16 protein-coding genes are annotated in these 20,939 nt (G+C 60.6%); 9 read left to right on the top strand and 7 right to left on the bottom strand.

Annotated features, from left to right (window positions below; all coding sequences use genetic code 11):
- The first annotated feature begins 1 nt into the window (after position 1).
- Genes ACTAQJ_RS06515 through ACTAQJ_RS06505 form a run of 3 tightly spaced genes read left to right on the top strand, consistent with a single transcriptional unit; the run spans position 2 to position 3,346 of the window.
- Entirely contained in the window at positions 2-874 is an 873-nt protein-coding gene (locus ACTAQJ_RS06515; protein WP_498701481.1) for an MBL fold metallo-hydrolase, read from the top strand.
- 19 nt (positions 875-893) lie between these two features.
- The gene (locus ACTAQJ_RS06510; RefSeq protein WP_498701480.1) at positions 894-2,498 is read left to right on the top strand and encodes a thiamine pyrophosphate-dependent enzyme; all 1,605 of its coding nucleotides are present in this window, start codon (positions 894-896) and stop codon (positions 2,496-2,498) included.
- The gene (locus tag ACTAQJ_RS06505) at positions 2,495-3,346 is read left to right on the top strand and encodes a hypothetical protein (protein WP_498701479.1); all 852 of its coding nucleotides are present in this window, start codon (positions 2,495-2,497) and stop codon (positions 3,344-3,346) included. Before ACTAQJ_RS06510 ends, ACTAQJ_RS06505 begins: the two co-directional genes overlap by 4 nt.
- A gap of 87 nt (positions 3,347-3,433) precedes the next feature.
- Here the strand turns inward: ACTAQJ_RS06505 and ACTAQJ_RS06500 are convergent, their stop codons facing one another.
- Both ACTAQJ_RS06500 and hisC read right to left on the bottom strand, forming a co-directional pair.
- Positions 3,434-4,141, bottom strand: a complete 708-nt coding sequence (locus ACTAQJ_RS06500; protein WP_498701478.1) for a GntR family transcriptional regulator — start codon at positions 4,139-4,141, stop codon at positions 3,434-3,436.
- Positions 4,142-4,299: 158 nt separating this feature from the next.
- Positions 4,300-5,439, bottom strand: coding sequence for a histidinol-phosphate transaminase (gene hisC, locus ACTAQJ_RS06495; protein WP_441437347.1), 1,140 nt, complete (start codon positions 5,437-5,439; stop codon positions 4,300-4,302).
- Positions 5,440-5,507: 68 nt separating this feature from the next.
- Here hisC and ACTAQJ_RS06490 point away from each other — a divergent pair, with 68 nt between their 5' ends.
- Positions 5,508-6,956 carry an aldehyde dehydrogenase family protein gene (locus ACTAQJ_RS06490; protein ID WP_441437346.1) on the top strand — a complete coding sequence of 483 codons (1,449 nt, stop codon included), beginning with the start codon at positions 5,508-5,510 and terminating at the stop codon, positions 6,954-6,956.
- Positions 6,957-7,122: 166 nt separating this feature from the next.
- Here ACTAQJ_RS06490 and ACTAQJ_RS06485 read toward each other — a convergent pair whose 3' ends face one another.
- Positions 7,123-8,223: a LacI family DNA-binding transcriptional regulator gene (locus ACTAQJ_RS06485; protein WP_441437345.1), complete on the bottom strand. Its 1,101-nt coding sequence runs from the start codon at positions 8,221-8,223 to the stop codon at positions 7,123-7,125.
- Between the two features lie 539 nt (positions 8,224-8,762).
- Between ACTAQJ_RS06485 and ACTAQJ_RS06480 the strand changes: the two genes are divergently transcribed.
- From ACTAQJ_RS06480 to ACTAQJ_RS06460, 5 genes are all read left to right on the top strand, one after another.
- Complete coding sequence (locus ACTAQJ_RS06480; protein ID WP_441437344.1) at positions 8,763-10,091, top strand: ABC transporter substrate-binding protein; 1,329 nt, start codon at positions 8,763-8,765, stop codon at positions 10,089-10,091.
- Positions 10,092-10,195: 104 nt separating this feature from the next.
- Entirely contained in the window at positions 10,196-11,134 is a 939-nt protein-coding gene (locus tag ACTAQJ_RS06475) for a carbohydrate ABC transporter permease (RefSeq protein ID WP_441437343.1), read from the top strand.
- Positions 11,131-11,994, top strand: a complete 864-nt coding sequence (locus ACTAQJ_RS06470; protein ID WP_441437342.1) for a carbohydrate ABC transporter permease — start codon at positions 11,131-11,133, stop codon at positions 11,992-11,994. Before ACTAQJ_RS06475 ends, ACTAQJ_RS06470 begins: the two co-directional genes overlap by 4 nt.
- Positions 11,991-14,078 carry an alpha-galactosidase gene (locus tag ACTAQJ_RS06465; protein WP_442003125.1) on the top strand — a complete coding sequence of 696 codons (2,088 nt, stop codon included), beginning with the start codon at positions 11,991-11,993 and terminating at the stop codon, positions 14,076-14,078. Before ACTAQJ_RS06470 ends, ACTAQJ_RS06465 begins: the two co-directional genes overlap by 4 nt.
- Positions 14,079-14,135: 57 nt before the next feature.
- Positions 14,136-15,803 carry an amylo-alpha-1,6-glucosidase gene (locus tag ACTAQJ_RS06460; protein ID WP_442003126.1) on the top strand — a complete coding sequence of 556 codons (1,668 nt, stop codon included), beginning with the start codon at positions 14,136-14,138 and terminating at the stop codon, positions 15,801-15,803.
- 127 nt (positions 15,804-15,930) lie between these two features.
- Here ACTAQJ_RS06460 and ACTAQJ_RS06455 read toward each other — a convergent pair whose 3' ends face one another.
- From ACTAQJ_RS06455 to ACTAQJ_RS06440, 4 genes are all read right to left on the bottom strand, one after another.
- Positions 15,931-16,152, bottom strand: a complete 222-nt coding sequence (locus tag ACTAQJ_RS06455; protein WP_441437339.1) for a hypothetical protein — start codon at positions 16,150-16,152, stop codon at positions 15,931-15,933.
- A gap of 139 nt (positions 16,153-16,291) precedes the next feature.
- Positions 16,292-17,245: a LacI family DNA-binding transcriptional regulator gene (locus ACTAQJ_RS06450; RefSeq protein WP_441437338.1), complete on the bottom strand. Its 954-nt coding sequence runs from the start codon at positions 17,243-17,245 to the stop codon at positions 16,292-16,294.
- Positions 17,246-17,332: 87 nt separating this feature from the next.
- Entirely contained in the window at positions 17,333-18,610 is a 1,278-nt protein-coding gene (locus ACTAQJ_RS06445; protein ID WP_442003127.1) for a glycoside hydrolase family 1 protein, read from the bottom strand.
- Positions 18,611-18,643: 33 nt separating this feature from the next.
- Positions 18,644-20,911: a glycoside hydrolase family 3 C-terminal domain-containing protein gene (locus ACTAQJ_RS06440; RefSeq protein WP_476900898.1), complete on the bottom strand. Its 2,268-nt coding sequence runs from the start codon at positions 20,909-20,911 to the stop codon at positions 18,644-18,646.
- Positions 20,912-20,939: the final 28 nt, after the last annotated feature.

Raw genomic sequence — 20,939 nt, 5'->3', positions numbered from 1 at the left:
CATGAGCGAAACAAAGAACCCGGCACTGACGCCGCATGTCAACGAAGTTGTCGTGCTCGGCTCAGCCGGCGGTCCGACCCCTAAACCCGGTCGACGTCCCGTTTCCCATGCACTGGTGGTTGACCAGGACATCACCCTCGTCGACTGCGGCAACGGGACAGTCAGCCAGTTCGTTAGTGCCGGGTTGAACCTGGGCCGACTCCGCAGGATCCTGATTTCGCATCACCACATCGACCACGTCGCGGACGTGGCCATGCTGCTGCACTTGGCATGGTCGCAACTGAGCGCCCCTGTCCACGTCATCGGTCCACCGCCCTTGGCACGTCTGTTCGAGCTGCATTACCAGGCCTTCGACTTCGATATACGGTCGCGCATGAACGATGAAGGCCGCCCCCACCTGCGCGAATTCGTCCGTGTGCAGGAAATAACCGGCCCTGAGACCATCAATGACGGCTCCACCACAATCACCGCGGCATTGGTGGATCACCCACCGGTTGAACACGCCTTCGGCTACCGGATCGACCAGGGCAGCCTGAGTGTGTGCTTCTCCGGGGACACACGACCCAGCGGAGCGGTCGCCTCGCTGGCACGAGGCGCGGACCTTTTGATCCATGAGACGACATACCTGACCAACGCCACTGACTATCTAAGCGCTGAACGGGCCGCTCTTGTGCTTCCCCGCATGCGCAGCGTCCACAGCGACCCCCGGGGAGCCGCCCATGTTGCAGCCGAGGCTGGGTCCAGGGAGCTTCTGCTAAGCCCGGTAGGCGCCTTCGGCCCGGCGTCCGACGACGAAATCCTCGCCGAGGCGGCCGGCGAATTCACCGGCAGGACCCAGGTCGGCAGCGACTTCCTACGCATACCACTTTCATAACCAGGAGAGAACTAATTCCATGACCACTTACAACACCGGCGGCGAAGCCGTCGTCAACAGTCTCAAGGCCAACGGTCTGACCACTGTCTTCGGACTGCCCGGCGTCCAGAACGACTGGTTGTACAACGCGTTCTACGACGCCGGAGATGACATCCGCATCATCCACACCAGGCACGAGCAAGGCGCCGCCTACATGGCACTGGGTCACACCATGGCTACCGGAAAGCCCAGTGTGTGCAACGTCGTTCCGGGCCCCGGCGCATTGAATGCAGGAGCTGCCCTGGCCACCGCCTACGGCCTGAACGCCAAAATGCTGTTCCTTACCGGCCAGATTCCCCAGAAGCTAATCGGCCGTGAACTGGGAACCCTTCACGAAGTCCCGGACCAGCCTGGACTGCTGCGCTCACTGACCAAGCATTACGACCGTGTCACCCACCCTGCCGAAGCTGGTACCAAAATCGCCGACGCCATCCGCGCCCTCAACACAGGACGGCCCCGCCCCGCTGCCTTGGAAGTCCCCATGGACGTTCTGGAACAACGCGCTCCTGTCCCGGACCACGTCCCGGTGGCCGACACGGCCGAAGACATCATCGACGAAGAGGGCATCGAAAAGGCCCTGAGCATCCTGGCCAGCGCAAAGAACCCCATGATCTTCGTCGCCAACGGCGCCCAGGATGTTTCCGCCGAAGTCACCAGGCTCGCCGAAATCCTTCAGGCGCCCGTGGTCGGTTACCGCACCGGACGAGGCATTGTTGACAGCCGCCACCCACTGAGCTGCTTCCTGCCCGAAGCCAAGCCGCTGTGGGCCGAAACCGACGTCGTCATCGCTCTGGGCGGCAGTGCCCGGTCTGCCCTGCAGGGCTGGGGACGTGGCAACCGTAAACTCATCCGCATCGACGTCGACCAGACGGTCCACGGACGCTACGGCCAACCCGATGCCGCCATCACCGGACGCCTCGAATCGCACCTGCCTGCCCTGATCGAGGGACTGGAAAAACGCGGTGTCCAGAACGCCGACATCACCGAACAAATGACACTGGTGCACAAGGAATGGAAGGAACGCAGCGCGGTCCTGGACCAGCAGACAGCCTACCTCGCAGTGATCCGCGAAGCCCTGGGCGTGGACGGGATCTTCGTTGACGAACTGACCCAAATTGGTTTCGCAAGCCGCATCCTGCTCCCTGTCTACAAACCCCGCACCTTCATCTCCACCGGGTACATGGGCACACTTGGATACGGGTTCCCGACAGCGCTTGGTGCGAAAGTCGCAAAGCCGGACACGCGGGTGCTTTCCGTTACCGGAGACGGCGGATTCATGTTCGCTGCTACGGAACTGGCGACCGCAGCCCAGCACAACATTGGCCTCGTAACGGTCCTGTTCAACAACTCCCAATACGGCAACGTCCAACAAATGCAGCGCGATCTCTACGGCGGCAAGGTTATCGCCACGGACCTCGTCAACCCGAACTTTGAACAGTTCGTCACCTCGTTTGGTGCCTCCTATGGCCGGGCGGCATCCCCGCAGGAACTGGGGCCGGTACTTGAAGACGCATTCCGGTCCGGCAAGCCCACGGTAGTTGAAGTTGTGGTTGGAAACATGATCAGTGTGGATCAGTTCCGGTGAGCCAGACGCTGAAAAGGCCGCCGGCGCCATACCTGGAAGAACTTTGGGGCAAGCTGGACGAGCTACGCTGCGTCGTCATCGTCGGGCTGCCCGGGACCGGGAAAAGCCTGCTGGTGCGTGAACTCGCAGCAGCCGTGGAATCGACCGGACGAACCAGTACCGTCCTGCAATGGGATGTCTCACGGGAGTCCTGGGATTCCCACCCCACGGCGTCGGCGCTCTATCCCGAAGTTGACGGGATCACCAATGCGGGGATCAGGCTCGCCATGGGCACCTGGGTCCGTTCGGCGGTGGGAAAGTGGTTCGCAGAACACCCCGGCGGCGAAGAAATGCTGATCGTGGAAGCTCCTCATATCGGGGGCAGGTTCTCTGAGCTGTCCCACATCACCGGCGATGAGGCAGAACGGCCCCTGGCCGGGCCAGAGACACTTTTTGTCGTGGTAGCTCCTACCAAGGAACTGCAGCTCACTCTCAAACGCCAGCGGGCTAACGACATGGAATCCAGCGAAGGCTCCTACGAGAGCAACAACGCTTCCCCTGACCTTCTGGATGAACTGACCAACTCGCTCCGGGCTCCTGCAGTAGAGTTAGGGATCTCCGGAGCTACCTCAACCGGGTACGACCCGGAACTATACGCCGGTCTTATGGAGCACGTCCTGCGGCACCGGCAGGTCCTGCTGGTCCGTCCGGACGCGCTGATGACGGTCACTGGTTCGGTTTACACACTGGGTACCAGCTCGAATAGGCTGTGGGCCACGGAGCAAGAGGTCAGTGAATCACTGCACTCTTTGGCCTCTCTTTCTTCGACGGAACTCATGCAGCGCACTGCAACTTGGTTCAGGACGTAAAGACGGCAACAGAAGAGAGGTGGTACCGGCTCTGTGGCTGGTACCACCTCTCTTTTGTCTTTTGATTTGCGCTCGTGCGTCCGGCGCTTAGGCTGCGGGCCGGGAACTCAATTTTTCCTGCACGCGGCGGACCAGAACCAGGGTGTGCTCGCGGCTGATTTCTTCAAGGTTGGAGTCGGCCTCTCCGTTCTCGATGGCATCAAGAATCCGGGTGTGGAAGCCAATGGTTTCCTTGCCCGCAGAAAGCCCAAGGGTCTGAATGATGATGCCCCGTTCGCGCGCGAACACAAGGCTGCTGACCGTGTCTGTCCACTGGGACAGCCGCTGCAGTTCCTGGATCAGCAGGGCATTGGGGCAACGGTTATGGATCATCTCGTGGAAGCGCCGGTTCAGGCTGGTCCAAGATTCAAAATCGAACTCATCCAATGCGCCCATGAGGAGGCCGTTGGTCTCCCGCAGTGCCGCAATCTCTTCGGCGGTGAGCAGCGGCGCCGCCGCCCGGGTCGCGTAGGCCTCCATGACGGCCTTCATCTCCATCAGGTTGAACCAGTGCGTCTTGTCCAGCTGCACGATGGAAGGACCCGAGTTCGCCCCGTACTCGACCAAACCTTCAGCCTCGAGCCGGCGCAACGCCTCGCGGATCGGAGCCTGGCTGACTCCGATGTCCTTGACAAGATTGTCAATGATCAGACGCTGGCCCGCAGCGTACTGTGAGCCAACTATGCGATTGCGAAGGATTTCATGGGCAAAATCAACCTTGGACTGGGTAGCAGCGGCTGGTGTTGTAACTGTCATGTCTCCCCCTCGGAGCGGTAACGACGAAAACTCGGGCATTGGCAATGCCCTTTCCCGCGACGGTCAGGGGCAGCTCACGACAACCCAAAAGGGTCGTATAGCCAATCCTATGCGATCGTGTCCGGCTGCGACGGGATCCACTCGCAAAATCTCCGCTCTTATGTGCTGTGCTGTGCCGTGCTGAGGATGACGCGGCCCATGGCGGCGATGGTTGCCTTCACCTGTTCCGGTGTTCCAACGGTGATCCTGACACTCTCGGGATCCCCCATGGCGTTACCGGGGCGAACAATGATTCCCTCGCCTTCCAGGGCCTTGGTGAATGCCTTGGCGTCGCCGACTTTGACGTAGACGAAGTTCCCATGTGACTCCAGGGGCTCAAATTCGAGCTCGCGCAGGCCGGTGGTGAGGGCGTCACGGCCGTCCTTGTTCAGCCCGACGCGGCGGGTGAGTTCGGCTTCCTCGTGCAGGCTCGCCAGGGCTGCAGCCTGGGCGACGTTGGAAACTTCGTAGTTGCTTTGCACCTTCTGGACAGCGGCGATGAGTTCGCGGGACCCCACCAGGTAGGCCACGCGCAGCCCGGCCAAACCGTAGGCCTTGGAGAACGTCCGGAGAGTGACGAGGTTGCGGCGGTTGAATGCGGGTTCAGCAATCGTGTCGGTGTATTCAGGGGACTGGGCGTATTCGAAGTAGGCTTCGTCCACAACAATGGTGACGTACTCGGGGACAGTATCGATGAAGCGGAGCAGCTCTTCGCGGCCTACGATGCCGCCGGTGGGGTTGTTGGGGTTGCAGACGTAGACGATGCGGGTGTCTTCAGTGATCAGGCCCAGCATCGCCTCGAGGTCGTAGCTGCCATCTTCGCGCACGGGCGTGCTCAGCGTGGTTGCTCCCTGCTTCCGTGCGTCGAGGGCGTAGGCGTGGAAGGTGGGGGTTGAAACCACAATGTTAGTCCCCTCATCGAGGAGGGCAACGGACAAGTGGTGGATCAGTCCGATGCCGCCGGCGCCAACGGCGACCTCAGCGACGTCGACGTTTAGCATCCGGGCCAATTCTCCGCGCAGGGTGCGGAAACCGGACTCTGGGTACAGGTTGGCCTTTCCTACCTGCTCCAGTGCGGCCTTCGCGGCGGACGGGAACGGGCCGTAGGGGCCTTCATTGGCGGCCAACCCGAGGAGCTCCAGTACGGCGCCTTCCCCAGCGGCATCACGAACGCTCCTTCCCGCACTGTAGGGGGGAAGCCCATCGATCGCTGCCCGGATCCTGGGGCCGGCTCCGTTTTCATTTGCGGTGGTCTGCATATTTACCAATCCTAAGTTCTCCTATAGACTTTCCTATATGATTCTATACACGGTAGGGGAAAAGGACAATGGCTGAAACCGCAGTGTTGAAGGGGATCTTCGTCGGCAACCACTGGCGGCCGGCTACTGGCTCGAATGTTCTGGGTGTGTACAACCCGGCCAATGGACAGCTCATCGGAGAGGTGGCCGCGGCCAGCCAGACGGACGTCGACCTTGCCAGCCTGGCCGCTCTTGAGGCCTTTCCATCGTGGAGCACCACGTCAGTAGGGGATCGGGCCGCAATCATCGCCCGGATTGCTGACGGCCTTGAGGCAAGTGCGGAGGAATTGGCCGATGGCATTACCGCTGAAGTGGGCACGCCGCGGCACAAATGTGTGCGCATGCAGGTGGTTCCAGCCCTGCACAGCTTCCGCAGCGCGGCCCGGCTCGGTCCCGGAGTCCTGGTTCCCGAACAGTTGGACTCGACCCAAATCCACAAAGTTCCAGTCGGGGTGGTAGCGTGCATCACCCCGTGGAATTACCCGCTGTACCAGATTGCATCCAAGGTCGCAGCGGCCCTCGTGGCCGGTTGCACGATCGTGCTCAAGCCCAGCGAGGTGGCGCCGAGCAACGCAGCGATTTTGGCAGATGTCGCCGCCGATGCGGGACTACCCCCGGGGGTCTTCAATGTCGTGTTCGGCGAAGGCCCGACCACCGGTGAGGCACTGATCAGCCACGCCGCAATCGACTTCGTGTCCTTCACCGGATCGACCCGGGCTGGTGGGCGGATCGCCAGCGTCGCCGGCGGCCTCATCAAGCAGGTCTCGCTGGAACTCGGAGGAAAATCGGCAAGCCTCATTCTCCCCGGTACCGACCTCCCGCACGCGGTGGGCAAAACACTCGAGAAGAGTTTCCAGAACTCCGGGCAAACGTGCGCAGCCCTCACGCGGCTTCTGGTCCCGTCCGAGACGCTGGAACAGGTCTCCTCGGCACTGAAATCACAGGTGTCTGCTTTTGCCGTCGGCAGCCCTCAGGATACGGCCACTGTCCTGGGACCGGTCGCCACGGCCGCGCAGCGCGACAAGGTCCTCAACCTCACCACCGCAGCCCGTGCATCCGGAGCTGAAGTTCTGGCCTCCGGCCCTGTTTCAGGGGATCCGGAAGGCTATTACGTCCCGGCTCAAGCTTTTCTCACCGGCGCCAATGACGAACTGGCCCAAGAGGAAGTCTTCGGTCCAGTGCTGGCCGTCGTCCCATACGCCGACGTCGAGGAAGCGATCTTCATCGCCAACAACTCACCGTATGGCCTAAGTGGAGCTGTGTGGGGGCCAAGTCCGGAAGAAGCTGGCTTGGTGGCCACAAAGATCAGGACCGGAAGCGTTTCAGTGAATGGGGCGGCCACCCATCCGGATGCCCCATTTGGAGGTTTCCGGATGTCAGGGTTTGGCCGGGAACGAGGAGCCCACGGCATTGAAGAATTCCTCACTACTCAGTCAGTACATTTCCAAGAACCTCACCAAGCGGAACGCGCAACATGAAGAACCCCGATGAGAACTGGCCAAACCACAGCCGACCGCCTCCTACGGCCGGAGAGCAATGGCGGCGACGACGACTGCCATTCCTGCACCGGACCGGAAATTGACCGGCTTCGAGCGCTGCGATAGCTATTTCCGCATGGCTGCCCATGCGGAACAGGTCGGTGACTCAGTCAGGGAGTGGGTCGGCTGGTCCAATACGTGTTCGAAAACTGGCCGTGGGGGCTTTGCCTGTCGTACTCGATCGAATCGTCAGCCCCGGTTCGAGGAGCAGATGGAGCGCTTGGTCAGGGGGGTCGATGATCATCTTCACGAGTTCCTGGGCGATGCGGGTCGAAGGCTGACGTACTGACGTGATGCCGATGGCGCCCAATGACGTCAAGGATGTGTCATCGAACCCGGTCACGGCCACGTCAACGCCTGGAACGAGACCGTGTGCACGCACCGCGAAGATCGCTCCAACTGCAAGGTAATCAGACGCGCAGATGATGGCGTCTGGAGGCGACTCCGACTGGAGGAGCTGCATGGCTATTTCTTCCCCTGCGGCGATCTCATCGGTCGCGAGGGAAACGCGGTCCGCGACGACGGAGCGCTGAAGCCCGTGCTTCCGGCACGCCGCGACGTATCCCTCGAGACGCGCCGCGCTCCACACGGCATCGACCCCGAGGCCGATGAAGGCGAGCTGCCGGTGACCGCGTTCAACGACGTGCTCGACTGCCAGCTCAATTCCGCGTGCTTCGTCGATCTCCACCCAACTCCAAGGCGCCGATTTTCCTTCCAAGGTCTGGCCGTACCCGGCGAAGGGAATGGAACGCGATACCAGCTGCGCAGGGCGGGGATCATGGGGGGCGATACTGCCCATGATGATGCCTGCGGCTGAGCCTCCGAAGTAGAGCGCATCGCATGCACTGAGCCAATCCTCAGGGTCTGCTGCGGCGATGAGGGTCAGATGCATGCCCTTTGCCTGGCACGCGGCCGCGAGCGAGTATAGGAAGTCATCCATATACCCGTCACCGCTGCGCTGGGTGGAGGGAAGCGCGTATCCGATCTGAGTCGGCTTGGACAGGCGCAGGCTCGTGGCGGCAGTGCTTTTCCGGTAACGGAGCTCTCTCATCGACGCGAGGACCTTTGCTTTGGTCTTCTCGGAGACGATATCCGGGCGATTGATGACATTCGAGACCGTCATCACCGAAACGCCCGCGTGTGAGGCTACATCGTTCATGTTGGTATGACGCGGGGCGCCCCCCGGTTCGTTGTAGTCGGCTGCCATTTTGCCCTCCCTGCCTGCCAGCTCGTAGTGGAACGCGATTGGCCCCAACCCTGCTTATAGAGACGCATTTAACCCCGGCTCGGATTCGAGTTCGCGAGCATTCAGCCTCAAGCCGGGCTCAATCAGCGAACCGGTTGAGCCCGACCTGACTCACGCGGTGTCCCCAGGGTGCTGGCTCGGCGACGAGCGGCAGTATGGATGGGGAAAACGCAGCGAGGGGTGTCGTGGCCACTACGCACCCACGGTGGGTGCTGGATTTATTGTAACGTCAAAAATTTTCTCAAAAAAGAATTGTAACGTCATTAAATTGTGGGTACGATCTCTCCTAAGTCCTCCCTATCCCGGTCGACCCTCCGTACCCGGTTATCCCCTCCTTATCCTGGTCATTCTCCGTGCCCGGTCACACTCCGTATCCCGGTCGACGATGCCTGGCTGTATTCGCGGCAGGCTCAGAACGACGCGTTCAGCAGCTGTAATGGCGCACCTGATCGAGCCCAAACGTTGTACCGGACCCGCATCACATGAAAGAGGAACTACCAATGAAGCTAAAACCCTTCACCAGACGGCTTGCTGCCGTGTTCAGCATCGCCGCCCTCGCCGCAACGGCACTCGCGGGCTGCAGCTCGGGCGGGTCATCATCCGGCGACGGCAAGACTCTCAGCGTCTGGACATGGACGACGGCGGGTGCGCTTCTCAAACCGGCCGCGGACGCTTTTGAGAAAGCCAACCCGGGAACCAAAGTCGACATTGTCGATGTAGGAAACCCTGCCATCTGGGACAAAATCACTACCGGCCTCGCTGCTGGCGGCCAAGGACTCCCGGACATCATGAACACCGCCATCGACCAGCTGCCCGGCTACACCGACAAGTTCCCGAACGGCTTCGCGGACATGGGCCCCCTGGGGGCCAAGGATCTCGCTGGCGATTTCGTACCTAGCGCCTGGGGTGGAGGACTGGGCAAGGACGGGCAGGTATGGGGTATCCCGTTTGAGGTGAACACGGCCGGATTTGCTTACCGCAAGGACCTCTTGGATGCCGCAGGCATCGACATGGCATCCATCAAAACTTGGGACGAGCTCATCGACGCCGGTGTTACGCTGAAAGCCAAAACCGGAGCGAGTCTCTTCGAACTCAACAAGGCTGCAGCGAATACGAACGCAGCCGACTTTTGGCAGACACTTACGCAGCAGCAGAACGCGTTCTACTTCAACAAAGACGGCGACATCACGCTGAATGGCCCGGAAGGGGTCAAGTCGCTGACACTGCTCAAGAAGATGAATGACAAGGGAGTCCTCGCGGACTCTGCATCCTTTACAAGTAGCAATGGGCTTAGGTTCGCAGACGGGTCGGTGGCGATAAGCCCGAGTGCGTCATGGTGGCCCGGTTACATCGAGGCCAAGCAACCTCAGCTCAAAGGAAAAATGGCCACCGCACTGCGCCCGGTGGTAGACGCAGGAGGCTCAACTGCTGCCCTGGCGGGATCCACCTACCTTTCCATCGCAGGCAATAGCGCCAACAAGGACCTGGCGTGGAAATTTGTTCACTTTGCCCTGGGCACACTGGATGGTCAGCGGGTGATGCAGACCGCACAGCCCTTCACCCCCGGCTTCGTACCGATGTATAAGACTCCAGGCTTCACTGACAATAGCGGCTACTGGGTCGGCGACTCTCCAAGCAAGGTCTTCGTCGACTCGATCACTCAGCCCGACCTCGCCGTGTCGAACTACACAAGCGACTACGCTCGCGCAATCAGAATCTACACAGATGCCCAGACAAAAGTGATGCTCTCCGGAGCAGACCCGAAGGCCGCGCTCGACGAGGCTGCCAAGCTCCTCGCCGCTCAAACTGGCCGAAAGATCGCCAGCTGAAACACCGGCTGAAGCCGCTTTTCACCAAATCCGATAGAGCGTCTGGCCCCGCCCCACCAGGTAGGCGTGGCGGAGCCAGGCGCCACCGAGGGAGCACCACGGTCATGACCGATACGCACGTCCAATCGCCACAAGTTGAATCGCCGCCGGTGGCACGACGAGTACCCCCTTCCAGGCGGCCCTGGCTTACTCCGGGCAAGGTGCCATATGTCCTGCTCTCTCCGGTGATCATCCTTTTCGCCGCGTTCAAGGTCTACCCCGTCGGCTATGCTGCGTGGCTAAGTTTCACGACCAACCGTGGGGGAGTGCAGGGCTTCGCTGGGTTCGCGAACTACGAGCGCATTTTTAGCGACCCCCTGTTCTACAACGCTCTGGGCAATACCTTAATCATCTTGGTGATCCAAGTACCGGTGATGCTCATTTTGGCGCTCCTGCTGGCTGTGGCTCTCCATTCGACCCTCCTGAAGTTCCGTGCGGTCTTCCGTCTCGGTTACTTCGTTCCGGTCGTCATGGGTCTCGTCTCTTATGGTGTTGTCTTCAGCATGATGCTTGCCACGGACAACGGCATCGTGAACGTCGCGCTTCAGTCGGTTGGTCTACCGGCGATCCCTTGGCTTCAGGACGCGTTCTGGGCGAAAATTTCGCTCGGAATCGCGATGACGTGGCACTACACGGGGATCAACGCTGTCATTTATCTTGCCCAGCGGCAGAGCATCTCCGGGGACCTCTACGAAGCGGCCTCCATGGACGGCGCAGATACAGTCAAACAGTTCTTCAACGTAACCATCCCGGGGTTACGCCCGGCAATCCTCTTGACGGTCGTCACCTCAACCATCGGCACACTTCAGCTGTTCGATGAACCGTACATCCTGACCAACGGCGGTCCCGACAACGCAACCATGACGATCGGCATGTATCTCTACCAGAACGCCTTCAAGTTCTTTGATTTCGGCTATGCCTCAGCTATCGGCTTCGTCCTTGTCGGAATGGTTGTCATCGTCAGCCTGGTCCAGTTCCGGTTCATTCAGGAGAAGAAAAGTTGAGCACTTCAGTAGAGAAAATGCGTACTTCCGCGCGCATCCGGCACACCAAAGCTTCGAGCGCACTGCTCACGGCAGTCATCTTCCTAGGGTTCATCTTGATGGTGGCACCCTTCTATTGGCTGGTCATCGGCTCAACGCACAGCTCAGATGAAATCTTCGCCAACCCTCCAAATCTATTGCCGGGAGATCAGCTGTGGACAAACATTCAGGTCCTGTTCGGTGACCTCGGATTCGGGCGTGCAATCGCGAACTCCGCTGCTGTCTCGGTCATCTTCGTGATTCTTGGTGCGTTGATCTGCCTCTGTGGCGGATACGCCTTCGCGAAGTTTCAGTTCCGAGGCCGAACGCTACTTTTCGGCGTGGTTATTGCGACCCTCGCCATCCCGAGCCAGGTAACCCTGGTTCCCCTGTTCCAGACGATGGTGACACTCGGATGGCTCAACTCATATCAAGGCCTCATCCTCCCGGGACTGGCCTACCCGTTTGGACTATTCCTAATGCGGCAGGCCATGGAATCAGTACCTGACGAATTGATCCAGGCCGGCCGCATCGATGGCGCGGGCGAGTTCCGCATCCTGTTCCAGATCGTGCTCCCAACGATCCTCCCGGCAATGGCCGCTCTGGCGATTTTCCTCTTCCTGGCGATCTGGAACGAATTCGTCTGGCCCTTGGTGATCCTGCGCGCAGAATCTGCTTACACGGTGCCGGTGGCCCTGGCATCCTTCCGTGATGTCAATCTGACCGACTACGGCACCCTCATCACGGCAACAACCTTCTCCATCATCCCCGTATGTCTTGTATTCATCTTCCTGCAGCGCTATTTCGTTGCCGGTCTTCTGTCTGGAGCTGTCAAACAGTGACCATCGATTCAAATGTTAAATCCGCCTCCGTCGTGTCGTGGTCGATCATCGCCTCTGGGCCATCTCACACCGAAACCAGCCCGCTCTGGGAGCTGACCAACAACAGCACTCAGATGCGCCTCATTATCGCTGCGCCGGTCTTTGAAATCGATGGACGAGCTGTAACGTGCACAGTTCGCGAATTTAATCGCGAAGTCAAACGCCGTATCTTGACCAGCCGCGCTGAGGAATTCCTATTCGAGGGCGAGGTCGACGGCGAGCCCGGGCTCCAGCTCGCGATGCGGCTGCGTGTGACACCGGAAAGCCCAGTGGTGCGCTTCCGCTACGAATTGCGCAGTTCGACGCCTCGGCGGCTCACCAAAAGTGCTGGCAAGGAAGGGATTTCATACGTCGAGTTGCTCCGTCCCACCAGTGCCATCACTGAAGTGAGGATCTCCGATTTCGTCGAGCTTGGCCACTCTTTCATGCCCAACGAGGTCCCCATCGATTCTGCGGCTGCCAAGGCATTGTCGCCTTTGATCGGCCCCATTCTGGTAGGCGTTGAGGACGGGGCTTCTTGGCTGCTGGCCTACGAGCATGGAACCTCTGGCGGGGATCTGTTCTGCGGGTTCTGGGTCGATGGCGCCCGCGGCGTTCGAATTGGCTCAGTCAAGGGTGCCTACCTTAACGGTCAGCGGCTGGACACGGCCCAGGGATTCCGGACTCCCTGGCTTCTAGCGGCCGCTGTCGAAGGCAATCTGGACGACGTGGCGGCAGCGTTCCGTACGTTTCTGTTGAAGTACCAGTCCGAAAACGCGGAGTCCCGTCGACCGCAGATCTTCTACAACACATGGAACTTCCAGGAGCGTGAGCGCTACTGGCACGACAGGACCTACATCGATGGTCTGACTGAGGAGCGCGTGCTCGCCGAGATGGAAGTGGCAGCTCGGATGGGAATCGATACTTACGTGATCGACACCGGCTGGTACACCGCAACCGGAGACTGGGAGGTGAACCCGGAACGTTTCCCTGGCGCCCTGCTGAATGTCAGGCAACGAGCAGGCGAACTTGGCCTCCGCCTCGGGATCTGGTTCGATCCGACGTTGGCGGCATTCTCGAGCCGCGCTCTGGCCGCGCATCCCCGTGACATGAAGACGTGGCAAGGAGAACCCCTTCGGCCACGAGAAGTGTGGGAGACCGAGCCCAGCGCCCCCATGTGTTTAGTTAGTGACTGGTTCGAGACATTCGTGGGTCACCTCATCCGGATCAATCGCGAACTCGGCATTACATACTTCAAACTTGATGCGGTGAGCCAGTACGGCTGCGACAGCCCGGAACACCATCACGGAGACGACACCAACACCCCGAGCGAACGAGCGGACCGTTTCGCTTTCATGATGAGTGAGAGGATGACGGAGATCGCAGAGCGGTTGATGACCGCGGTGCCCGGTTCAATTGTCGATTTCGACGTGACCGAGAATCACCGATCTTTCGGCTTGAGCTTCCTTTCGGCTGGCAAGTACTTCCTCGTCAACAACGGACCGTACTACTCGGACTACGAGTTGCCCGCGGACTTGAACGGGGTGAACACCAATATGTTCTTCCACCCGGGTCGTTCACGCGGTTGGATATGCCGGGAACCATATGCCTTCGACCGATGGATCCCGTCCGTGCTGACCCTGGTCCATTATTTCCCGGACGACCCGCACGGCCACCAGCAGGAAAGCCTCGCAGCGATCATGCTCGGACACCACGGAATCTGGGGGGACCTGCTCACCATCTCTGAGGACGGCGTGGAGGGAATCCGCTCAACGCTTGACCGGTACCGGGCAGTCGCCATGGACTCGGCCCGGGCCAGCATGGTTACCATCGGGCTGGGTGCGGGAGCCGCAGAGATACGGGAGAAGATTCTCCCGCAAACTGGTCGTGGCATCGTGTCGTTGTTCCCTGCCCGCGGGCAATCGATCCAACACGTGACGGCAGTTCCGGTGGATTCAGGCTATTGGAGCGGCGACGGCGTTGAGGTTTCCTTAAACCCGGACGGCCGTGCTGTCATCCGCGCGACTCAGTCCGGGTCAGCGATTTTCGGGACCATCGGAGTCTGACCCATGTCCAGTCAGTGCTCTTCCACCCCCTCAACCGACCTTGCAATTGAGTACTCTGTGAATCCCTTTGACCTCGAACACCTCCCGTTCGCCACGGCTGGCTCGTACTTCGCCGTGACATCAGCCGTGAACACTGAAGACGCCGGGAAATGGGTGGAGCTGCGGACGGTCCGGGGCAGGGCGGCAACGCGTGCACTTCTGCGCATCGCGCCTCGCGACGGACTTCACGGCAAAGCAGCGTTCGATATCGACCACCTTGTGCTTCCCGCAGCGGCAGGTCACGTCAGCGTCGACTTCAACACACACCGCGTTCTCAGTGTTTCCGGCGCAGGCGTTGGCTTCGAGCTCATCATGGAGGCGGCAAGCAACTACGACACGCTGGTCCGTGTGGCCGAAGATGAATGGCGCTACCTCAGATTCTCCTCACAGGTAACGATTGCCATCCGCGTTCTCAGGGGCAGAGGCATAGAGGAATCGACGTGGGCTGGAGAACGTCACACCATGGCTACACTCCAGTTCGCGCCCGGCAGCGTCGTGCTCATTGAGGAGACGAATGATGCGACGCCGACCGCTCGGAAACCCTGGTCGCCACCGTCATTCGATGTATTCGCCGCCGCTATGCCCGAGGTAAAACCCGAGCATCAGGCGGCGAAACAGCTCGCCAGCTACATCATGTGGTCCTCGATAGTAGAGCCCTCCGGAGCAGTGCAACGGCCGGCGATGTACATGTCGAAGGGAACGATGACCAACGTTTGGAGCTGGGACAACTGCTTCAACGCAATCGCATTAGCACAGCTTCCCGAGCTCGCTGAAGACCAGTTCTTCGTGCCGTTTGACGCCCAAGCGACAAGCGGTCGGCTGCCGGACTCCGTCAACGACAAGGTCATCGATTACACCTTCACCAAGCCTCCAATTCACGGATGGGCTCTGATGGCGCTATTTAGGGCGGGCGCGGTCAACGACGAGTGGCTGCTTCGTGCCTATGATCCTCTCCAACGGTGGACGCAATGGTGGCTGACGGAACGAGTCGCCTCCGGACGCATTCTGCCGCACTACTTCCACGGGAATGACTCCGGGTGGGACAACAGCACGATCTTCGCCACAACGGTGCCTGTAGAGTCTCCTGATCTCGCGGCCTTCCTGGTCCTGCAGACAGAAGCGCTCAGTGAGATTGCCTCGCGACTGTCGCGTCCGGACGAAGCCAAGAAATGGGCAACCGTTTCATCCTCTCTCCTCAATTCGCTGCTCAAGGAAATGTGGGACGGTAGCCGATTCATCGCCCGCAAGCTCGACTCAACAGTCATCGAGTCCGCATCGCTCCTTCACCTCCTACCGGTAGTGCTCGGATCCCGTTTACCATCAGAGGTCTTCAACACACTTGTCAGTGACCTGGGGCGGTTCCGGACGGAATATGGTCTGGCAACCGAAGCCACGGATAGCCCGGCCTATATCGCCGATGGCTACTGGCGAGGTCCGATCTGGGCGCCGTGTACCGCTTTGATCATTGACGGTCTCATCGATGGCGGGGAAGAACAACTGGCCCTGGATCTCGCCGAAAGTTTGTGCGCAATGGCCTCTGCCTCGGGAATGGCCGAAAACTTTGACGCGGTCACCGGCGCCGGTCTGCGCGATCGAGCATACACGTGGACCTCCAGCGTCTTCCTGACTCTGGCAGGACTGCTAGCTGCTGAAGAGCGAACGAACGACCCCTGCGCAGGGGTCTAACGAAGACGGAGTCGGCTGCGTCCCACTCAAACGCCGACAACGGACGTTCCCTCAACCTCCGTCAGGTGACTGCACTGTGTCCTCTACATCAATCATCCGCTGCACCACTCTGCCGTCCATCCAGAGGTTAGTGCTGTTGGCGGACCAGCCCGAACGGGACGGCCGGATGTGCCCGCACCATGTATATGCCAGCGTCGATGCGCGATATAAGAATCCCTGTTTTGTGTTCCATTGCGGCGATCTTGACGACGCCGATTGCTTTCGTAAGGGCCTCGTCTACTTCGGAAGCATGTTTGGCATGTACTTCCAGCATGCCCGGCGTTTCTGTTTGCTGACGGTTAATGTCCATGATCTTCCTCACTATCCGTTGATGTTTTTGTTTAGACACTCCGCAGGCCTGGGCGGGGGTGATCTTTTTTCACGGGCGGAGGGGTGTGCATACCGGGCAGGGCTCATCCGCCCGCGGGTAGTGATCCTGGGCTGGTGGCCTAGGCGGTCGACCGCTCGATGATGTCGATGTGAAGCTCGGGAAGGGGTTGGTCCGACTGCTGCTCATCCAAACGGTTAAGCAGCGACTGCATCGAGAGCTGACTGACCTGAGTGGGGTCGTATCCCATCGTGGTCAGCGGGGGGATGGTCAGCTGCGACAATGGGGTGTTGTCCATTCCGATCAGAGCGATGTCTTCGGGGATGTTCCAGCTTTTCTCGTGGGCAGCGTGCAAAAGTGCGGTGGCGACGTCGTCGTTGTAGCAGGCCACGGCAAATCCTCGGTGTCCCAATTCTTCCAGCGCCTTTCGGGCGTCCACGGGTGTGATATCAAGATGCAGAACGTGGGGTTCGTCAAGGCCCTGCCTAAGACACTCTTCCCTGAAGGTGCGTTCGCGGGGGCCGCCGAACGGGTCGCTGCGCGCGTCCCGCAGGTGCGCGTACGCAAGCTGTTGATAGCCGCGTTCGATGAGGTATCGCGCCTGCAGTCTTCCGATTTGCGCGTTGATGCCGTGACTGCCGGATTCGTCGGTCTCCAGCAGCTTGACGCCCCGGCGTTCAAGCAGCGCGCGCTGTCCCTCGGAAAGGGCAGCCAGCGTCAGGACTGCACGTGGCTTCAGCCCGACGATGAGCCTGTCGAAATCAGCGTCAGTACGGCTCGATAGACGCAGGACAAGTGTCAGGCCTCGTGCAGCGAGTTCATCCGTGAGCAGACCGTAGATGTCTTGAAGGTTGCGTCCGAAGGTTGTGTCAGGAATCAGCGCGATCACGATATCGCTGGCGCCGCGGGCCAGCGTACGTCCTGCTGACGATGGCTCGTAGCCTAGCTCAGCCACAGCTTTGGCAACACGGTCCCGCGTCTCCTGCGAAAAGGCCTTTTTCCCGTTAAGGATCATGCTGACCGTGGAACGAGCCACCCCGGCACGGTTGGCGACATCCTGGCTGGTGGGTATCACGACCGCCCGCCTTCCGTTGTTCGAGGTCTAATTATCATAGCTTCGGCTTCAGGGCGGGCTGCCCATGGCGGCGTTCCCCCGGGCCTGTCAGGACCCGCTGAGCCTCGCGCCGCCGGAGCGGGCGATGTTTCCGAGCCATCCGAGGCTTTCTTTGGGTTTACGTTCAAAGGTGGTCCGGTCTACGGCGACGAGGCCGAATTTCGGTTCCCAATGGCCCCATTCGTAGTTATCCAACAGTGACCAGTGCAGGTAACCGCGGACGTCGACACCATCTTCCATGGCCGCGGCCAGGTGCTGCAGGGCCTCGCGGGTATAGGCGATGCGCCGTGTGTCATCCGGGGTGGCGATACCGTTCTCGGTGACAAGGATGGGCACGTTTGCCACTTGGGCGGCGTGCCTTACCGCCATAGCAAGCGCGTCCGGCCGGTATGCGGTACCGATCATGGTGTTGTCCGGATGGGCCGGATGCGGCACCAGACCATTGGCGTCTACCTGCTGGGAGGTGTAGGACTGAACACCGACGAAGTCATCACCCTTCGCGGCCTCAAGGTAAAGGTCTTCAAAGTTCCACCGGATCTGCAGGAGGCGTTCTTCTCCTCCCGGTGCTGCAGTGAAGGACTGGTTTGCCACGCTCCAGCCAACTTGGGCGTCCGTGCGCTGGCGCAGTGCCTCGCGCGCCAGATGGTGGGCTTCGACGACGTACTTCCCGTCGTCTGGCACCGGAACCGGCAGCGGAGGCTGCTTATATTCGGTCTCACCCTGGTTTTCGACAGTGGGGCTCTGCCACGAGTCCAGTTCACCACGGCTGGCTGCTGCTTCCAGATTGAGCATCATGGCGAGCATGTTGGGTTCGTTGATGGTGATGACGTGTCCGACGTCGCCCAGAATGGACGAAGCGGCCTCCACGTAGCGTGAGAAGCGTTCGGGTGCAGCGGGGGCACTCCATCCGCCTTCGTCTGCGAACCATCGCGGGGAGCTGAAGTGGTGGAGGGTGATGACCGGTTTGATGCCCAGCTCCAGGGCGGTGTCAATCATGTGACGGTAATGAGCCAGCAGTGCAGGGGAGAACACTCCGGGCCGGGGTTCGATGCGCGCCCACTCGATTCCGAACCGGTAGGAGTTCAAGCCAGCCTCGGCGAGGAGGGTCATGTCCTCCCGGTAACGGTGATAGCTGTCGTTCGCGTCACCGCTGAGCTCCATACCAGGGAAGAGCCCTTCCCGGGCCCACCAGTCACTGTTGATGTTGTTTCCCTCGATCTGGTGCGGCGCCGTCGAAGCACCCCAGAGGAAATCCGGGCCAAACGTTGTCATTGGTGTCCTTTCGATGGGGCGTGGTGTCATGTGCGGGGTGGGAATCTCAGTCATGGGTGTGTTTTCCGTGGGTTTCAGGCCGGTGGGCTAGGCGGGGGAGGAAGTAGCCTCAGCGGGCTGCTCAAGCAGGGAGACAAGCCAATCGCCGTCAATGGCACCGCCGAGGATGCTCAGGATCTGGTTCATGGGCATGGAGAGCACCATGCGGGTGCCGTCGCTGTCGTCGTCCAGCTGTTGGCCGGATGCCGCCATGATGGGGTTGAGTTCGTTCGCCAGTGCCGGCCCCGCCGTGGGGTGTGCGAGCCACTCCGCAACGTCGGATTGCAGCGACAGGAGGCGTGGCAGTTCGTCACCGTCAAGTGCCACGTCCTGCTCCAGCAGGACGTGTGAGGCATTGTCGGATACTTGCACGGTGTAGCAGCCCGGGGCGACAACCCAGCGGTCAAGGATAACGTCCCAGTACCGAAGGTTCCTGCGGTCCAGGAGGAAATGGACCTCCCGGGTTTCGCCCGGTTGAAGGAGGACTTTGGTGAAGGCGGCGAGGATCCGTTCCGGGCGCAGGACCGGCCCGGCGTCGGTTGAAAGGTAGATCTGTATGACGTGTTTTGCCGGGATCTTTCCGGTGTTGGTGATATTCGCCGTAACAGCGATTTCGTCATGGCCGCGCGCTTCGGCCCGGAGGTCCGTTGTTTCGAAGGTGGAGTAACTTAGCCCGTGCCCGAAAGGGTACCGGACGGGCCGCTGCACCGTTTCGTAGTAGCGGTAGCCGACCATGACGCCTTCGGTGTAACGGACGTGGCCCTGCTCGCCGGGGAAGGACAGGTAAGTGGGCGTGTCCTGCAGCCGGAAAGGAATGGATTCGGCCAAGCGTCCGGAGGGACTCGTCACACCGAACAGCAGGTCAGCGATCGCTCTACCGCCGCCCTGGCCGAGGAGGAAACCTTCCAGGATGCCGTCCACCTGGTCATGCCATTCTTCAAGGGAGACAACACCCCCGTTCGCCAGGACAACGACGGTACGGGGGGCGGCGGCCGCGACCGCCCGGATGAGCTCGACCTGCACAGCGGCGAGTTCCAGCCTCGTCCGGTCGAACCCTTCGGATTCCTCCTCTTCGGGGTTGCCCGCGAATATGACAGCGACGTCCACGGTGCGGGCCGCCTCCACGGCGTGGGCACGGAGTTCAGCATCGTTCTCGCCGGGTTGGAGAGAGAAGCCCTGCGAGTAGTGGACGCTGCCATCAGAGACAGCGGCCCCCGCCTTGAGTTCCTCCAGGGGTATGTCGATGAGTGTGGCGTTGACGTGTGAGCTGCCCCCGCCCTGGTACCTGGGGTTGGTGGCGAATTCTCCGACAACCAGAAGGGATGTTCCTGGTTTCAGGGGCAGTACGCCGTCCTGGTTTTTGAGCAGGACAGCGCACTCGGTGGCGAGCTCACGTGCCAGTTCATGGTGCGCTGCGGAATCGAACTCAGTTGGGGCGGTCCCGGTGATGCGGGGTTCGCTGTAGGCGGCAAGGTCCAGAACCCGTTCCACTGCCAGATCGATCGCCGACTCGTTCACGCTCCCGTTTTGGACGGCCTTGATGAGCGCTTCGGTGGCGTACTGCCCTGGTCCGGGCATTGCCAGATCCAAGCCGGCGTTCAGTGCTGCCGGCCGTGTGCGGACCGCGCCCCAGTCGGACACCACAACGCCGTTGAATCCCCATTCGCCGCGCAGTACATCAGTGAGAAGCCAGCGGTTTTCTGAGGCGTGGACGCCGTTGATCTTGTTGTATGAGCACATGACCGTCGCCGGTTGCGCTTCGGTGACGACTCGTTCGAAGGCTGACAGGTGCACTTCGCGGAGTGTGCGTTCGTCGACGTCGGAGCTGATGACCATGCGCTCGGTCTCCTGGTCATTGGCCGCCAAATGCTTCACGGATGCTCCCACACCGTGCTCCTGCAAAGCCTTGACGTAGGCGCTCCCAAGTACGCCGGACAACAGCGGGTCCTCGGAGTAGTACTCGAAGTTCCTGCCTCCCAGAGGTGAGCGTTTGATATTCACGCCCGGGCCGAGGAGGATGTCCACGCCATGGGCCTGTGATTCTTTGGCCAAGGCGGCGCCGACGCGTGCGGCGACGTCCTCGCTCCAGCTGCATCCGATTCCTACCGCAGGCGGAAAACACGTTGCGGGCTGACTGCGGTATAGCCCGAGGTGGTCAGTCCCATGCTTCTGCATGCGGACGCCGTGGGGTCCGTCCGCCATGGTCACGGCACCAATGTGATGGTCCTTGATGGCAGTGGTTGACCAAAAGGTATCTCCGATCAACAGGGACGCTTTTTGCTGCAGCGTCAGCTGGCTGACGTCGATGTTCTGCATGGAATTCCTCTGTAGTAGGGGTGGCCCG

The sequence above is a fragment of the Arthrobacter sp. alpha11c genome (genome assembly GCF_054149985.1).
Note: the sequence above shows the minus strand (reverse complement) of the source record. Positions and strands in the feature narration are given on the sequence as shown.

Coding starts and splice junctions, on each gene's coding strand:
- ACTAQJ_RS06515 (WP_498701481.1), top strand. CDS start 2: ATGAGCGAAACAAAGAACCCGGCACTGACGCCGCATGTCAACGAAGTT.
- ACTAQJ_RS06510 (WP_498701480.1), top strand. CDS start 894: ATGACCACTTACAACACCGGCGGCGAAGCCGTCGTCAACAGTCTCAAG.
- ACTAQJ_RS06500 (WP_498701478.1), bottom strand. CDS start 4,141: ATGACAGTTACAACACCAGCCGCTGCTACCCAGTCCAAGGTTGATTTT.
- hisC (WP_441437347.1), bottom strand. CDS start 5,439: ATGCAGACCACCGCAAATGAAAACGGAGCCGGCCCCAGGATCCGGGCA.
- ACTAQJ_RS06490 (WP_441437346.1), top strand. CDS start 5,508: ATGGCTGAAACCGCAGTGTTGAAGGGGATCTTCGTCGGCAACCACTGG.
- ACTAQJ_RS06485 (WP_441437345.1), bottom strand. CDS start 8,223: ATGGCAGCCGACTACAACGAACCGGGGGGCGCCCCGCGTCATACCAAC.
- ACTAQJ_RS06480 (WP_441437344.1), top strand. CDS start 8,763: ATGAAGCTAAAACCCTTCACCAGACGGCTTGCTGCCGTGTTCAGCATC.
- ACTAQJ_RS06475 (WP_441437343.1), top strand. CDS start 10,196: ATGACCGATACGCACGTCCAATCGCCACAAGTTGAATCGCCGCCGGTG.
- ACTAQJ_RS06455 (WP_441437339.1), bottom strand. CDS start 16,152: ATGGACATTAACCGTCAGCAAACAGAAACGCCGGGCATGCTGGAAGTA.
- ACTAQJ_RS06445 (WP_442003127.1), bottom strand. CDS start 18,610: ATGACTGAGATTCCCACCCCGCACATGACACCACGCCCCATCGAAAGG.
- ACTAQJ_RS06440 (WP_476900898.1), bottom strand. CDS start 20,911: ATGCAGAACATCGACGTCAGCCAGCTGACGCTGCAGCAAAAAGCGTCC.